Below are 15,956 nucleotides of genomic sequence, written 5' to 3' on the forward strand. Positions count from 1 at the left end.
AGGCAACTTGAGCGAACTTGATCCCTGAAAACCTATTGGGGCGGTAACCCATCGAGCGTAATAATCGATTCCAAAATTGGCTTAGCCGCCGGAGCCGCCACCACCCCGCCAGAACCACCCGGAGGTTCATCAAAAATGGTCATCACCACATATCGAGGATTTTCAACGGGAAAAATGCTGACAAAACTGGCAATCACAGCCCCGCGCCGATAGCCGCCTCGTTCATCTTGTTTTTGGGAAGTGCCGGTTTTGCCCGCAATCCGATAACCCGGAATTTGGGCCCGTTTGCCCGTGCCCTGAGATACCACGGTTTCCATCATTTTCAGCACCTCGCGGGTGGTGGCGGCGGAAAAGACGGACATCGGTTCCGGGTGGGCCGGTTGCCAATAGGGTTGCCCTTCAACGGTGCTGAGGCTGTCCACAATGTGCGGCGTAACGAGTTTTCCCCCATTGGCCAGGGCTGCGATCGCCCGCACCAGTTGTAGCGGTGTGATGGCAACCCCTTGGCCAAAAGAGGTGGTGGCACGGTCAATTTTGGAGGCTAAAAAAGTCTGGCGATCCTTAATTTGACCAGGGGTTTCAAAGGGCAAATCAACCCCGCTAGCTTGATTAAAACCTAGGCGCTGTAAGTATTGATAAAACACCCCTGGATCTAATCGCAAACCAATCCGAACTGTGGCAACATTACTCGAAGTTTGGATGACTTTGCTCAGATTCAATTTTCCTAGTCGGGCAAAGTTGAAATTGCGAATGACGCGATCGCCCACTTGCACCGAACCATTGTCATCAAAGGTGTCATCCAAACTCAACACCCTCGAATCCAGCCCCATGGCCATCACCAGCGGCTTGAAGGTTGACCCCGGTTCGTACAAATCCGAAACCACCCAATTCCGGAAACGGGCAACATCCGCCTCTGAGTAGCGATTGGGATTGTAGTTGGGTTCACAAACCAAGGCCCGAATGGCTCCCGTTTGCACATCCAGGACGATCGCGGCTCCCTTTTTGGCGCGGCTGGCGGTCATTTGAGCCTGGACGGCGGCCCGGGCGGCCCGTTGTAATCGCAAGTCAAGGGTTAATTTGAGCTGTAAATCGTCTAAATAGGTCAACTGGTTCAGCCGATCGTTTTCCAGGCTGCCCAAGCGCGGCAGGGCATAGCCACCGGGGGCTCGTTCCAGGGTCACAGGGCTGACCGATCGCGCCAACAGTCGCCCCATGGAATATTCCAAGCCGGTCTTGCCTTGGCCGTCAAACAGGTTCACATACCCCACAATCTCCGCCGCCATCTCATCCTGGGGATAGACCCGGCCGGGCCGCTCATGCAACTCCAACCCGTCTAAGGCCGTGCGTCGGATCCGTTGGGCCTGGTCTTCCGTCAGGGACTCGTGGAGCCGAATGCCGCTGCGGCCCCGCTCCAGTTTTTGGGCCACCGCCGTCACCGGTTCCTGCAAAATCGAAGCCACAAGGGCCGCCACCACGGATTTGGGCTTGTTGAATAGCTTGGGGTGGGCGTAGAGGGTGTAAGTAACTCGATCGAGCGCCAGCGCCACCCCGCGTCGATCGACGATTGAGCGGCGGGGCGCAAAGGGTTTGACCGTTACTCGTTGTTGGGCGCGGGCCCGGTTGGTGAGGGTTTCGCCCTGAACGCCCTGTAGCCACGCCAACCGCAACACCAACCCCGCCACAGCCGCCAGCAAAATGCCGCCCACAACCGTCACCCGTTGGCGGGACGGGTTCACCTGGCGTGGGTCGGGCAACTGGGCGCGAATTTGCCGCCAGGTTTGCTCCCATTTTTGGGTCAGTGAGTCATCCTGATCGGGCGTTGGCCCCAACCAAGATCGAGGGCGCGATCGAGGGCGCGATCGGGCGCTGGGGCCCGGCTCACCGGAGCGATCGCCCCGTTTGCGAAATGCTTTGACGTTGAACGCTTCCAAGGGCCAATCGTCTCCTGCCCCTTGCCAATCGGCCGCCGATCCAAAGCTGCGGCGCGATCGCGCATCCCGATCGCCCGAGGCAGCATCTTCAGCGGGGTCAAACCGACTCATGGGCAGGCACAATCAATCGCAAGCGGTAACAGATCAAATCTTAAGGGGCGGTGGAGCGTTTGTGTGGGGAATAAATCGATAAAATAGCCTCGTCGCTGTGGTCTCAAAGCTTCCGGGCTATTTCTTTCCCCAATTTCGTTTTCCAAGCGATCAATACTCCATTTTTTGAAAGGTGTAAGGGATTTATGCGTGTTTTAGTGATGGGTGGAACGCGGTTTATTGGCGTTTATCTGACCCGATTACTGGTGGAAAAAGGTCATGAAGTCACCCTGTTGAATCGTGGTCGCAAGCCCTCGCCTGTTGAAGGTTTGGAAGTCATTCAGTGCGATCGCACTCAAGGGGATGAATTGAAATCTAAACTAGCCCATCGCCACTTTGAATGGGTGTTTGATAATAACGGTCGCGAACTCAGCGACACGCAACCGCTGGTGGAAGTGTTACGCGGCAAAACCGAGCATTTTCTCTACATGAGTTCGGCCGGTGTTTACCTGAAAACCGACCAATTGCCCCACTGCGAAGCAGACCCCGTTGATCCCAAAAGTCGTCACAAGGGCAAACATGAAACGGAAAGTTATTTAGCCCACCATGATGAACCTTTCACATCGTTTCGACCAACCTATATCTACGGGCCCCTGAATTACAATCCGCTGGAATCTTGGTTTTTTGATCGGATTGTGCGCGATCGCCCAATTCCCATTCCCGGCAACGGATTACACATTACCCAACTGGGCCATGTGGCTGACTTGGTTAGTGCAATGGTGGCGGCTGCTGGTAACCCCAAAACCATTGGCAAAATCTACAACATTTCGGGCGATCGCTACGTCACGTTCGATGGTCTGGCGCGGGCCTGTGCATTGGCTGCCGGTAAAGATCCAGAGCAATTGCAACTGATTCATTACGATCCCAAGCAATTTGACTTTGGGAAGCGAAAGGCTTTTCCGATGCGCGTGCAGCATTTCTTTGCCAGCAATCAACAAGCAAAACAGGATTTGGGATGGCAACCTGCCTACGATTTGGTTTCTGGGTTGCGAGATGCGTTTGAAAATGATTACTTACCGTCGGGAGCCGATCGCGCGGAAGTGGACTTTTCGACTGATGAAGAAATTCTGAAAGCCTTGGCTTAAATCTGCCGAAAATTCTCGCGAAATCGTGGGGGGCAAGGGGCTTAAGCCCCTTGTCTGGTTATGTTGAGAATGGCCATGGATTTTGATTAGGGTCGAGAGCGACCTGTGAGCAGAAATCCGAGGCGAATGATGCAGGTGATGATAACGCAAACCAGCCCGATCGCCCCGGACAACATGATCAATTCCAACAGGGCTAAGCCGTTTCGCAACAGAGGAATCAGGCTGACTACCCCGATCGTGATCATCGGCAACAGCAACAAATCCCACCGCTCGATCGTCCGCGACTGTTGCAGCGCCACCAAAATAATCAGCAACCACAGACCCGGCACGGCCGCCTCAATGCCGAACAATTGCCCCAAACTTTGCCCAAGGTTCCAAATTAACGTGCCCTGAACACCGGTAAACAGGCTGTGGCTGATCCACTCGCGCGTGCTGAATGGTATGCCCGATCGCGCCTTGCCCTTGCTGGGTTTTGGAGAGGTGGCGGGTTGCGGTTGGGCTTGCGCTGGAGGATGGGGCGCAAGGGGGGCGGGGCCAGCGGCCACTGGCTGAGAAGTGCTGAGTTTGGGCGGCGCGCTCAAAATTTGCAAACTGGGCCGGCCCGCGCCGGGATTCACCAACGGCAAAATGGTCACCTGATCGAGCCGCGCCAGCACCTCTTGGGCCGAGCTGAACCGTTGATTGGGCGTGAGCTGCACCAGTCGATCGAGCACCACGGCCAACTCATCGCTGACCGTCACCCCCGATCGCCAGCGCCATTGGCCCTGAAACGAGTCATAAAGGGTTTCAGGCGCTTGCCCCGTTAACAACACCAGGCAAGTGACCCCTAAGCTATAGAGATCCGTGGATGGGAAAACCATCCCGCCGGTCACCTGTTCCGGTGGCGCAAATCCGGTGGAATAGATGCTGGTGGACTGGTTATTCGATCCTTGGGCCGCCAACCGCACGGAACCAAAATCCAACAAAAACAGCCGCCCGTCTCGCCGCCGCATCAGATTTGAGGGTTTGATATCTCGATGAATGGCCCCCCGATCGTGAATGAAATGCAGCACCTTCAGCACTTCTCGCAACACGATCCGCGTTTCTGCTTCTGAAAAAGGGCCCCGATCCGCTAGCTCTTCTTCCAGATTCTGCCCGTCAATGAATTCCTGAACAATGTAGAAGTAATCCTGCGTGCGATCGCCCGTTGGGGTGGGAACCGTAAGCGGAAAAAAGGCGAACAGATCCGGAATTTGGGGATGTTCATGGCCCAAAGATTCCAGCACCGCCGCTTCCTTCACAAACAAAGATTGAGCTAGGGCCAGGCGATCGCCCTGAAGATCGGCCGGCGGCAAAAACTGTTTCACCACGCATTTACGGGTTGCGGGGGTGTAACGATCGATAGCCAAATAAGCCGCTCCGAAGCCGCCCTGCCCCAACAGACGAATTGGCAAATAGCGACCGCCCAAAATTTGCGGCATCCCGCAGCGCGAACAAAACTTTTGTCCCACAGACACCAAGGTCTGGGGATGATCCAGATCGGGAAACTCGTTCCGGGGGCGATCGCACCCCGGCCTTGTGCAGTAAACCTCCATGGGGATTGCCTTCGGTCGCTGCCTCCAGTCTAAGCCAGGGCCCGCAACGGCCGGCAATTATTCCCCAGAAGGTCGATGGTTCAGATTTTTGATCAACTTTCTGATCAACCGGTTTTTGAGAGGTTGCTTGAAAAGCCAACATTGCTACTCTCTACGCCCCAGCGATCAACGTAGACAAGGGGCTTAAGCCCCTTGCCCCCACGACCATTGGTGCTTGGCCCGTGCCAAGAGATACTTTTCAAACATCCTCTGATCAAAATTTTGAAATTGGTTTCCGATTTGGTTGCCTATTGTTTTTTGATCACTTGTTTTCTAAAAATCGGTTAACCCAAGATTGATTAGTTCGAGATTAATTAACCCAAGATTGGTTCACCCAAGATTGGTTCACCCAAGATTGGTTGATTCCAGATTAATTAACCCAAGATTGGTTAATCCCAGATTGATTAATCCAAACTAATCAGCATTTCCGGTTCCGGAGAGCTAGGGACGCTCGGGGGCGGTGGATATAAATCAGCAGAAGCAAAATGGGGCAAAATGTCGCGAGTGAAGGCTTCTGCAGCCTTGGAGCGATAGCGGTTGGGGTTGGTAATCACCTTGAGGATTCGCTCAACCCGGAAGTTTTCAATTTGGCTGCGGTGGAGGTGGCCTAATTGCAGTTCTTTTTCAATCGCCGCTACGGAGACAAAGGCCGCGCCGAGACCTGCTTGAACTGCGTTTTTAATGGCTTCGATCGAGTTCAGCTCCATATCCACCTTGAGGCGGCGGGTGTCAATTCCCGACTGACTCAAAACCGTGTCGATTACTTTGCGGATGGTGGATTGGGAATCGAGAGCAATGAAAGACAACCCATAGAGATGTTCCCGATCGATCAGATCGATGTGGGCTAAGGGGTGCTGAGGCGGCAAAATCAGCGCCAGTTCATCGCGGGCATAGGCCAACACTTCCAATGAATCTTGCAGCTCGGCCGGCACTTCGCCGCCAATGATGGCCAGGTCGATTTGGCCATTCGACACGCTCCAAGAGGTGCGGCGGGTGGAATGCACATGCAACTGCACCCCCACTTCGGGATATTTGTCGTGGAACATGCCAATCATCCGAGGCAGCAGATAAGTCCCGGTGGTTTGGCTGGCCCCCACGATCAGGGTTCCGCCTTGGAGGTTTTGCAAATCTTTGATTGCCCGGCAGGTTTCCTGGCAAAGGGTCAGAATCTTTTCGCCGTAACTCAGCAGCATGTGGCCTGCTTCGGTTAGTTGGGCCCGGCGACCGCCGCGATCGAACAGGGGCACATCCAATTGGCGTTCTAGGTTTTGTACCTGCAAGCTCACCGCAGGTTGCGAGACATAGAGGCTGTCGGCGGCCCGCTTAAAGCTCCCTTCGGCGGCGATCGCCTTGAGGATGCGGAGTTGGTCAAGCGTGAATGGCAAATCGGACATAGACAGTACTACAGCCTGGAGAAAGCCATCGAGTGGAATGGGATGGAAATCGATCGGGAGTTGGCGAAGAAAGCCGTTGCTCCAAGGTGTCGTGGCGCGATCGTGTGAAACGGCACAGGGCGAAACAGCACGAGGCGAAACAACACGAGGCGAAACAACACAGGGCGAAACAACACAGGGCGAAACAGCCTTTTGGCGGAAGGTAGCACTGGGAGGAGTCCCCAACGATAACCATCAGGGCCCGGCCCAAATTCACGGACCCACCATCCTGGGGAAAGGGGGCGTGAATCGGGAGGCCACGGGGCGATCGAACCGTGGACGGTGAACCTTAGGCGATCGAATGGTGACAAATGATCGTCAACCTAGGATCTCATCTCGACCTAGCCGCACGATCGCCCGTTCTTCATTATTCTGAAGCAGACCCCCACCATTTGATTAAAAACATTTATGAGAAAATTTCGGTTCCCTGATAGACCCAGGATCAAACACAGCACCAATCCCTGCGGCGCACTGACCAAAAACCGGTAAATTCCTATCCTGGAGTGCTGAGGTCGGTTGCTATCGTCTTCCGGCCACCTTTGATGATCTCCAGCTATCTCTGGGGCTGTTTCCAGCCATCTCTGGGGTTGTTTCTGGTTATTTGCAGTAATTCCTGGGGCGATTTCCAGTGATTTCTGGCTTTTTCTGGTTATCTTTGGTTTTTTCCAGTCATCTTTGGTCCCTTTTGGTCATTTCGAGTTTTGCCCGTTTGGATCATTGATCCTCCCTCTGCCCTCACCGCCGATTGCGTGATTGATTGCATCATGATTTCCATTTTCTCCCTCGGATCTACTGGATCGATCGGCTCGATCGGGGCAATGAGTTCTCTCCTGGGTTTGGCCCCTTGGCTCACTCCCGCCTGGTTTCCCGCCAGCCATTGGATCATGCTGGGCTTGTTGGTGGGGTTTGCGGTTTTGCACAGCGGCCTGGCGGCCCTGCGGATCAAAGGCGAAGCCCTGATCGGTGCGCGGGCTTACCGGGTGTTGTTTGCCTTGGTCAGTTTGCCGGCCGCGGGATTGTTGATTACCTACTTTTTCAACCATCGCTACGACGGGATCCAACTTTGGCAACTGCAAGGGGAAACCTGGGTGCAGCCGGTGGTTTGGATCTTGTCGGCCATTTCATTTCTGTTCCTTTATCCAGCCACCTTTAACCTGTTGGAAGTGGCTGCCGTCGCCAAGCCCCAAGTTCACCTGTACGAAACGGGGATTATTCGGATCACTCGCCATCCCCAGGCGATCGGGCAAATTATTTGGTGCGTGGGCCATGCCCTTTGGTTGGGAACCAGTTTCATGATGGTGACCTGTGTCGGTTTGATTGCCCATCACCTGTTCGCAATTTGGCACGGGGATCGGCGCTTGTATGGCCGATATGGCGATGCATTCTTAAAAGTCAAGGAACGCACATCAATCATTCCTTTTCGGGCCATTTTTGACGGCCGCCAAACCCTTCAGCTTGCGGAATTTTTGCGCCCGGCCTATGTGGGGGTCACGGCCTTTGTGTTGGGATTTTGGTGGGCCCATCCGGCGCTCATTCGGCTGACAGCTAGCGTAAACTGGTAGGTATCGATCGCCGGGGACGGAGGACATTTCTAGATTAGTTTGCGTGACTAGCCTGCCTGAAATGTTTCAAATTCCCGGCGGTTTTTGATTATTTTGGTTTATTTCCCGTTCAGCATTTTTTAATATTTCTTTGCCGGTTCATAATGCTAGATACCATTGATGACTCCAGCTTCGATCGGGAAGTGCTACAAACGCCCGGTTTGGTGTTGGTGAACTTTTGGGCTCCTTGGTGTGGATTGTGTCGTCTGATTGATCCCCTCCTGAATAAGCTGCGATCGGACTGGGGCGAGTCGATCAAGTTGGTTAATGTCAATGCAGATAGCAATCTGAGATTAGCCAATTCCTATCGTCTTACCACCCTGCCGACGGTGATTTTGTTTCAGGATGGAAAACCGATTTTTCGGCTCGATCGCTTTGAAGGCAAAGAAGAGTTTTTGCGCCACTTAAACCGGGCTGTGAATCAAGTGGAATTGTCCCGATCGCTTACATCCTAAGCATTTTCCAAGCCGCCGTCGGTTCAAAGCCCCCTAAAACCGCCGATTGCGCCCTTGGCGACTTGATTGGCGACTTGCGCGATCGGGGTGGGTCTGCTTTGCTGTTGGCGAACTCAAGCCCGCATCAGCCTCCTGCTGCCGTTTTATGGATTGGTATCGCGTCCTTCGTCCGTTGGTGTTTTCGCCCTTGGCTCCTAGCCCCGAACGGGCCCACAACCAGGCCATGGAGTTGTTGCAAGGGTTGGCTCAGTTGCGGCGATCGGCCACGGGTCGATCGATGCTGGCCAACCTGCGCCATTGGTTTACTGCCCAAGCGCCAGAACTGGGCCAAACCCTGTGGGGCCTGCGGTTTGAGAACCCCGTGGGTCTGGCGGCCGGCTTTGACAAAGATGGAGTAGCCGCCGGGGCTTGGGAGCAATTGGGGTTTGGTTTTGCGGAGTTGGGCACGGTGACGCTCCATTCCCAGCCGGGTAACCCGCAACCTCGGCTATTTCGCCTGCTGCCCGATCGCGCCGTTCTGAACCGGATGGGATTCAATAACCAAGGGGCTGCGGCGCTAGCTGAACGGCTGGCCGCCCTTCGTCCTTCCCCCTGGGAGAATCCCAACATTCCGATCGGGGTCAACCTGGGCAAGTCCAAAATCACCGAATTGGAAGGGGCCGCCACCGACTATTTGGGCAGCTTCCAGCTGCTGAAGGATTGGGGCGATTATTTCGTGGTGAATGTGTCTTCGCCCAACACACCCGGCCTGCGATCGCTCCAAGATGCCGATCGACTCGGGGAAATTTTGGACAGCCTTCAGCAAGACAACCAAGGCCAGAAACCCCTGTTGGTGAAAATTGCGCCGGATTTGGAATGGAGCGCGATCGATGACGTGATTAGCCTTGCCCAGCGCTTTGGCCTAGCAGGGGTGATTGCCACCAACACCACCATCCGTCGCGATCAACTGCAAACCAAAACCCTGAAGCAAACGGGCAACCCAATCACCGCCGAAGCCGGGGGCATTAGTGGCCAACCCCTGCGCGATCGGGCCACGGAGGTCATTCACCATATCTATCGCCAAACCGCCGGCCAACTGCCCATCATTGGCGTGGGTGGTATTTTCAGCGCCGAAGATGCCTGGGACAAAATTGCCGCCGGGGCCAGCCTCGTGCAAATTTACACCGGCTTTATCTACGAGGGGCCGGGACTGCCCCGCCGCATTGCTGAGGGCTTGGCGGCCAAGCTGGCGGAGCGTGGCTGGTCATCCATTACCCAGGCGATCGGCTGTGGTCACGGTTCCTTGGAGCGATAGGCTCGATCAAGCTGATCTAACCCAATCGATCTGACCTAATCGATCTGACCCAATCGATCTAACCCAATCGATCTAACCCAATCGATCTGACCCAATCGATCTGACCTAATCGATCTGACCTAATCGATCTGACCTAATCGATCTGACCCAATCGGTCTGACCTAATCGATCAAATCGAATCGGCCAAAGGAAATTGGTCAAAACCAGCACCGTTGCTACGGGAGAGCGATAGAATTCAACCTGTAAAACCCCTTTCATGAGTTTTTGACCAATGAAAGCTTGGATGAAATCGATCGCCCGTCGCGCTAGCCTGCTGGTGGCTGCCGTCGTTCTGTTTGCTGGTGTGTTGTTCGCCGTGGCCCCCAGCGCCCTGGCCGAAACCCACAGCGTGGAAATGACCAACCTGCTGAAGTTCTCCCCTGAAACCGTGACCGCCAAGGCTGGCGACACGATCGTTTGGTCGAACCCCGCTGGTTTGCCCCACAACGTGGTGTTGGAAGATGCCTCGAAGTTTGACGCGGCTGAAGTGAAGAAACTGGGCCAACTGTTGGGCAAAGGCGAAGCTGGCTTCACCCTGCCGAGCGACCTGCCTGCTGGCACCTACAACTACTACTGCGCACCTCACCGTGGCGCTGGCATGGCCGGCAAGATTGTGGTTCAGTAACCACCGGCTAATTTATTAGGCTAATCACATTGGCTGACTACACTTTGTGGCAAGCCAGTTAGCCCCAAGAATGCGATCGAGCGATCGTGGAGAATACGACCACTGGCATAGGGCCTAAAGGGCTAAAGCCACGCTCAAAATCGCCAAAACTGACAGGATGATTGGGATCTAGGCTGATGGACTAGGAGCGACCTGGCTCCATCACTTGACAGGCTTTCGGTTGACGAGTTCTTGATTAATAGATTTTTAATTCACGAGGTTTCGAGTTTTTAGATCAGCTTTAAATCAGCATTGTTTTCCCTTGCTTGAGACCAGTATTAATGCATTTGAAGATCGGCACGCAAATCAAATGGCGAACGGAACGCTAACGGTATTAACAGGCCCCAGCGGCGTGGGCAAGGGCACATTGGTGAAGCTGTTACGCGAACGCCATCCCGATTTGTATTTATCCGTTTCTGCCACCACTCGATCGCCCCGTGACGGCGAAGTGGACGGGCAGGATTATTTTTTTGTGTCGCGCGATCAGTTCATGGCCATGGCCGAAGCGGGTGACCTGCTGGAGTGGGCCGAGTTTGCCGGCAATTGTTACGGAACCCCGCGCCAACCGATTGTGGAGCGTCTGGCTCGGGGCGAGCAGGTGTTGTTGGAAATTGAGTTAGAGGGAGCGCGTCAGGTCAAAACCACCTTTCCCGAGGCGTTGCGGGTGTTTGTGTTGCCGCCGTCGCTGGATGAGTTAGAACGACGGTTGCGATCGCGCGGCCAAGATGCCGAAGCGGCGATCGAGCGGCGTTTGGCCCGGGCCCGCGAGGAAGTGGCCGCCGCCGATGAGTTTGATCAGCAGGTGGTGAACGACGACCTAGACAAGGCGCTGATTCAACTGGAAGCGATTATGTTCTCCCCGATCGCAACCCCTGTGGCTGGCGAAAGCTGATTAAACCCTGCCGTTGCCATTTCCCAAAGCCAGTTCCCAGATTTTTCGTAAATCGAAATCATGGGTCTTTGGGACCCGTTTGCATTTCCCCAATCATCGTAGGGGTTGGGTCTCCCAACCCTAACCCGGTTCATCGCCGTAGGGGTTGGGTCTCCCAACCCTAACCCGGGCGATCGCCACAACCCTGTCCACCCCTGGGAACACCCAAGGATCACGGGAATGGGCGAGGAGACCTCGCCCCTACGACTGATTGTTTGAAGAACGAGGTCATCAGGGTTTCAGACGATTTGACGACAGGCCCTAATCCTCCGGGAGGTCATCCCGTTCCAGGTCATAGAGCACCTTTTCCAAATACCAATCTTCATCCATGTTGGGGTAATGTTCCCGGGCCCGATCGAGCAGGGTTTGCGCGATCGCTTCCTGGCCGCCAACCCGCCCCAACAGCCGCTGCCAAAGGGGATTTTGGGCCTTTTGGGGCAACCCAGGAGACAGATTCACCGGCTGTTGCAACATCTTGAGTTGTTCCAAGGTGGTGCGATAGCGTTCCCAGTCGTTGCGATCGCAAAACAAGCTAGCGGCGGTCTGGTAATCTTCGATCGCCTGTTTCAGGTTTTCTTGGCGAACGGCTGCTTGGGCCCGCAACAGCAAAATGGTGGGCCGATCGCCCCCCAACTCCAATGCTTGGTTATAGTCCCCGATCGCGGCGCTGTAGTTTCCCAGTGCCTGTTGGGCATCGCCCCGAGCCAGCCACAGCAGCGGGTTTTGGTCATCTTGGGCTAAGGCTTGATCTAAATCCGTCAACGCCCCTGTTCGATCGCCCATTTCCAGCCTGGCCCTGGCTCGGTAACGGTAGAGCGTGGCATCAGCCCCACCCCCTTGAATCGCCCGGTTGCAATCCGCGATCGCCCCTTGCCAGTTACCTTGCTTAATGCGCACCGCTGCCCGACAAGCCAGCGCCTTTGGATCCACAGGATCCAACTTCAGGGCCCAATCTAACTCCGCGATCGCCCCCTGTATATCTCCCGACTCTGCCCGGTTCAAAGCCTGGGCATAAAAGGCCTCTGGGCGCATCATCGCTCCCACGGGTGCGCCCGTATTGGGTGTGCCCGTGTTGGGTGTGCCCGTGTTGGGTGTGCTCGCATCGGACGCATCTGTACTGGATGTGCCCGTGGCGGCGGCCTGCAAACTGGCCAACGTGGGCGGTGCATTAAACGGGGGCAACGGTTCCGTCAGCACAGGCGGACTGGCGTTGGGTTGTAGTTGCTTCAGTAAATCCAAACATTGCCGGGCCCCCACGGGATCGCGGCGATCGAGATAAAGCTCCGTCGCCTTGCGCAAGCTGACGATCGCGGCGGTCAAATCTCCTCGCTTACGCAGGGCCGTTGCCTTCAGTTGGTGGGCCGCTGGATTTTGAGGATTGAGCTGCAGCAGATGGGCTAAATCATCCAACGCCCCATCAAAGTGATCCAAAACCACACGAACCAAGGCTCGGCCATAGAGAGCCGGTTGATAATCATTGGCCAGTTCGATCGCCCGCGAATAGTCAAAAGCGGCCTGTTGTAATCGGCCCATATCAAAATAGGCCAAACCCCGCCGGTAATAGGCTTCAGCCCAATGGGGATCCGCCGCAATGGCTTGGTCAAAGCAAGCGATCGCCGCTGCTTGGTCGCCTTGTTTTGCCTGCTCGATGCCCTCCCAGAAGGCCGCATTATCAGTCATTACGCCGCCTCGCTGATCACATACCAACCGCCGTCATTAGGGCAATCCTAGCAATTGGTAGAGAGCTTGCGGTGATTTGTATCAACCCATACGGATTTTGAGGCAAACTTTCCTGAGCTTTCGTCCCCAATGTCTCATCAACCGAGCTTGATCATGAACCTGATTATTAACAGGTCTTGATGAAGACCGGGCTAACCCACTCATAATAAATGCGGAGCCGTTGATTGCTGGTTAATTCTGCCGTGTTGCGGCTGGCCACTCGGCTTGATGGTTGCTGCAAGCTGGGCACCGCTCGATTCATCCGACAGTTGATCCCGCAGTCCATCAGGTAATCCACTCGGGGATTCAATGGAAATTCAGTAACGAGCACATCAGTTCGTGCATCTGGGCGCACATCTAGTGCATTGGGAAATGCATCAGGCGATTCATCAGGGTCTTGGGACGAATGGGTTAGGATCAGGTGATCGCACGCCTCGGTGTGGCGATAAACAGCCTTAGCACTGTTTGGGTACTGATTTTGGCTATTAATTTGGATATTAATCATGATCAACTAGCCCAGGCTCCCCGCTGACCCCTTAGAGATCGCTGGGGACGTTGCTCATGATTAACCGGCCCCATCCGTCAAAACACTGCACTACGGCTGCCGAAAACGATTTAAACGATTTCACCGATTCAGGCGTTTGCTTTATCCTATCCTGTGCTTGATTCTCACCAAATTATTCCCGCTGTCCGTTCCCTGTCCCTGGGCGAAGCTGGCTACCTTGCGGCAACGCAAGCGCTGGTGATTTCAGCGGACAAAACTATCGCAGACATGGTGCAGCATCTTCAGGGAATTCACCCATCGCAGATTGCTGAATCACAACTAATTGTGCTGGTGTTGCCGACGGCCCAGGGCGAGAAGCCGATCGGGGTGCTGACGGTGAGCGAGCTAACTTGGGCCGTGGTGACCCAGCGGGAATTGGCCACCTCTTCCCTCATGAGCCTGGCTAGACCGCCCGTGACCTTGCCCGCTCAGACCAATTTGCAAACTGCTTGGGACACGTTTCAAGCTCAAAAATGCGCCTGGTTAGTGTTGCTAGAGGAGCAGGGAGTTTTGGCGGGGGTCATTTCCCGTACTGCCTTGCTGGAAGCAGTGGTGGAACGGGGCGGCCTGGCTGGTCAGTTGCCAGAATCAGCCCCAGAATCAGATTATTCCCCGCTAATTTGTTCGCAGCCGGTGCATGGCTACTGGTCAGCCGGCTTGACCCATTTCCTAGGACAAGTGGGCGATGGGATTGCTCAGGTGGTGAACGATGGGGCTTGGGAATGGAACCTAACGACCGATCGCTTGGTGTTGTCGCCTCGGTGGAAGGCCCTGTTGGGCTATGGCCCCTCGGAGTTGGCCGATGAGTGGGCCACTTGGGAACAGCGGCTCATTGAGGAAGATCGATCGACCCTGAACAACCTACGGCAGGCGGTGCAGGTGAACCAGGCCAACTGCATTCAACTGATTCAGCGGTTTGAGCACCGCAACCAAAACATTGTTCATGGTCTGGTGCGGGCGGTGCGCCACAGTGCGGTCAACGGGGAAGATATCCTTTGGGGAGTCCTGACGGACATTAGCGAATTGGCCCGCACCCAACAAGAACTGGCGGATATTCTCGACAGCTCGATCGATGGAATTGCTGCCCTGCGCACGATCCGCAACGGGGCCGGGCAAATTGTGGACTTTTTGTGGACGGCGGTGAACGCCTCGGCCGAAATGGTGCTGGGGCGATCGCGCAATCAACTATTAAATCGACAACTGCTTGATCAAGTACCCCTTGTGCGCCAAGACGGCCTCTTTGAAGCCTATGTGCGGGTGGTGGAAACTGGCCAGGCCTTTAGTCGATCGCTCCGAATCGCCCAAGTTGACGGCCGCGATGCTTGGTTGCAGCTCACGGCGGTGAAATTAGGCGACGGCCTGACCCTGACTTTTCGGGATGTGACCCAAACCAAGCAGGCCGAACAGGTGCTTCAGGAAACCAATCAACAACTGGAGCGACGCATTGAAGAGCTGAAGTTTCGCAACCGCGAAATGGCGCTGCTGAGTGAAATGATTGATTTCCTGCAGGTTTGCGTGACCGTGGAGGAAGCCTACACGGCCGTGGCCGACCTGGTGCAAGCTCTGTTTCCCGGCTGTTCCGGGGCCCTGTTTACCCTGGAATCGACCCGCGTGGCCCTGGAGGCGGTGGCCACTTGGGGCCCTGACCCGATCGGGGAAACCCTGTTCTATCCCGATGATTGCTGGGCCCTGCGCCGCGGCCGCATCCACTGGGCCGAGCACAAACACACGGGGTTGCTCTGTCGCCATGCCCATCCCCTGGGCCCCCAAGCGGAATCCCTTTGTTTGCCAATGATGGCCCAAAGCGAAACCCTAGGCCTGCTGTATCTTTGCACCCCGCAGCACGATTCCCTTTCGGCTCCAAAACAACAGCTCGCCCGCACCGTGGCGGAGCAGGTGGCCTTAGCCATTTCCAACCTGCGACTGCGGGAAACCCTGCAACAACAAAGCATCCGCGACCCGCTCACCGGTCTTTATAACCGACGCTATTTAGAGGAAGCCCTGGAGCAAGCGGTTTGTCGGGCCCGGCGCGATCGCTCCCCGATCGGGGCGATCATTTTGGACATTGACCATTTCAAACAATTCAACGACACCTTTGGCCACGATGCCGGAGACTTGGTGTTGCAGGAAGTGGCGCAATTTCTGCAAAGTCGCATTCGAGGTTCCGATATCGCCTGTCGCTATGGTGGCGAGGAAATGACACTGATTTTGCCCGGAGCCACCCTCGAAGAAACGGTGCAACGGGCGGAGGTCATGTGCCAAGAGCTGAAGTATTTGTCCTTGCGTCACGGCGGGCAAACCCTGGGGGCAATCACTGCCTCCTTTGGGGTGGCCAGTTTTCCGCAACACGCGGTTACCGTAGCCACCCTGTTGCAAGCGGCCGATGCCGCTCTCTATCAAGCCAAATGGGCTGGACGCGATCGAGTTGTTGTGGCCCAAAGTTAAAAGAACCCAAGGTTAAAAGTCGATCTTGAAATCGATCTTGAAAGCAATCTTG

General features: G+C 55.3%; 12 protein-coding genes. 8 read left to right on the forward strand and 4 right to left on the reverse strand.

Annotation, left to right across the window (positions count from 1 at the left end):
* Window positions 1-32: 32 nt before the first annotated feature.
* A complete protein-coding gene (locus VPK24_RS13370) occupies window positions 33-2,042 on the reverse strand; it encodes a peptidoglycan D,D-transpeptidase FtsI family protein (RefSeq protein WP_393014052.1) in 2,010 nt (669 codons plus the stop codon).
* A gap of 185 nt (window positions 2,043-2,227) precedes the next feature.
* Here VPK24_RS13370 and VPK24_RS13375 point away from each other — a divergent pair, with 185 nt between their 5' ends.
* Entirely contained in the window at window positions 2,228-3,166 is a 939-nt protein-coding gene (locus tag VPK24_RS13375; protein ID WP_393014053.1) for an NAD-dependent epimerase/dehydratase family protein, read from the forward strand.
* Between the two features lie 86 nt (window positions 3,167-3,252).
* On the opposite strand, the gene VPK24_RS13380 is transcribed toward VPK24_RS13375, so the two are convergent.
* Window positions 3,253-4,740, reverse strand: coding sequence for a protein kinase domain-containing protein (locus VPK24_RS13380; protein ID WP_393014054.1), 1,488 nt, complete (start codon window positions 4,738-4,740; stop codon window positions 3,253-3,255).
* A gap of 443 nt (window positions 4,741-5,183) precedes the next feature.
* Window positions 5,184-6,173, reverse strand: coding sequence for a LysR family transcriptional regulator (locus VPK24_RS13385; protein ID WP_393014055.1), 990 nt, complete (start codon window positions 6,171-6,173; stop codon window positions 5,184-5,186).
* Window positions 6,174-6,249: 76 nt separating this feature from the next.
* Between VPK24_RS13385 and VPK24_RS13390 the strand changes: the two genes are divergently transcribed.
* From VPK24_RS13390 to gmk, 6 genes are all read left to right on the forward strand, one after another.
* The gene (locus VPK24_RS13390) at window positions 6,250-6,498 is read left to right on the forward strand and encodes a hypothetical protein (RefSeq protein WP_393014056.1); all 249 of its coding nucleotides are present in this window, start codon (window positions 6,250-6,252) and stop codon (window positions 6,496-6,498) included.
* A gap of 532 nt (window positions 6,499-7,030) precedes the next feature.
* On the forward strand, window positions 7,031-7,774 hold the full coding sequence (locus tag VPK24_RS13395; protein ID WP_393014057.1) for an NnrU family protein: 744 nt from the start codon (window positions 7,031-7,033) through the stop codon (window positions 7,772-7,774).
* A gap of 143 nt (window positions 7,775-7,917) precedes the next feature.
* A complete protein-coding gene (locus tag VPK24_RS13400) occupies window positions 7,918-8,268 on the forward strand; it encodes a thioredoxin family protein (protein WP_393014058.1) in 351 nt (116 codons plus the stop codon).
* A gap of 145 nt (window positions 8,269-8,413) precedes the next feature.
* Entirely contained in the window at window positions 8,414-9,562 is a 1,149-nt protein-coding gene (locus tag VPK24_RS13405; RefSeq protein WP_393014060.1) for a quinone-dependent dihydroorotate dehydrogenase, read from the forward strand.
* A gap of 271 nt (window positions 9,563-9,833) precedes the next feature.
* On the forward strand, window positions 9,834-10,226 hold the full coding sequence (locus VPK24_RS13410) for a plastocyanin/azurin family copper-binding protein (RefSeq protein WP_393014062.1): 393 nt from the start codon (window positions 9,834-9,836) through the stop codon (window positions 10,224-10,226).
* Window positions 10,227-10,575: 349 nt separating this feature from the next.
* Window positions 10,576-11,157, forward strand: coding sequence for a guanylate kinase (gmk, locus tag VPK24_RS13415; RefSeq protein WP_393014064.1), 582 nt, complete (start codon window positions 10,576-10,578; stop codon window positions 11,155-11,157).
* A 300-nt stretch (window positions 11,158-11,457) separates the two neighbouring features.
* Here gmk and VPK24_RS13420 read toward each other — a convergent pair whose 3' ends face one another.
* Window positions 11,458-12,876, reverse strand: a complete 1,419-nt coding sequence (locus VPK24_RS13420) for a tetratricopeptide repeat protein (RefSeq protein WP_393014066.1) — start codon at window positions 12,874-12,876, stop codon at window positions 11,458-11,460.
* A 697-nt stretch (window positions 12,877-13,573) separates the two neighbouring features.
* Here VPK24_RS13420 and VPK24_RS13425 point away from each other — a divergent pair.
* On the forward strand, window positions 13,574-15,904 hold the full coding sequence (locus VPK24_RS13425; RefSeq protein ID WP_393014068.1) for a diguanylate cyclase: 2,331 nt from the start codon (window positions 13,574-13,576) through the stop codon (window positions 15,902-15,904).
* The last annotated feature ends 52 nt before the right edge of the window (window positions 15,905-15,956 follow it).

The organism is Limnothrix redekei LRLZ20PSL1, from assembly GCF_043235035.1.
Lineage (GTDB): Bacteria > Cyanobacteriota > Cyanobacteriia > CACIAM-69d > CACIAM-69d > CACIAM-69d.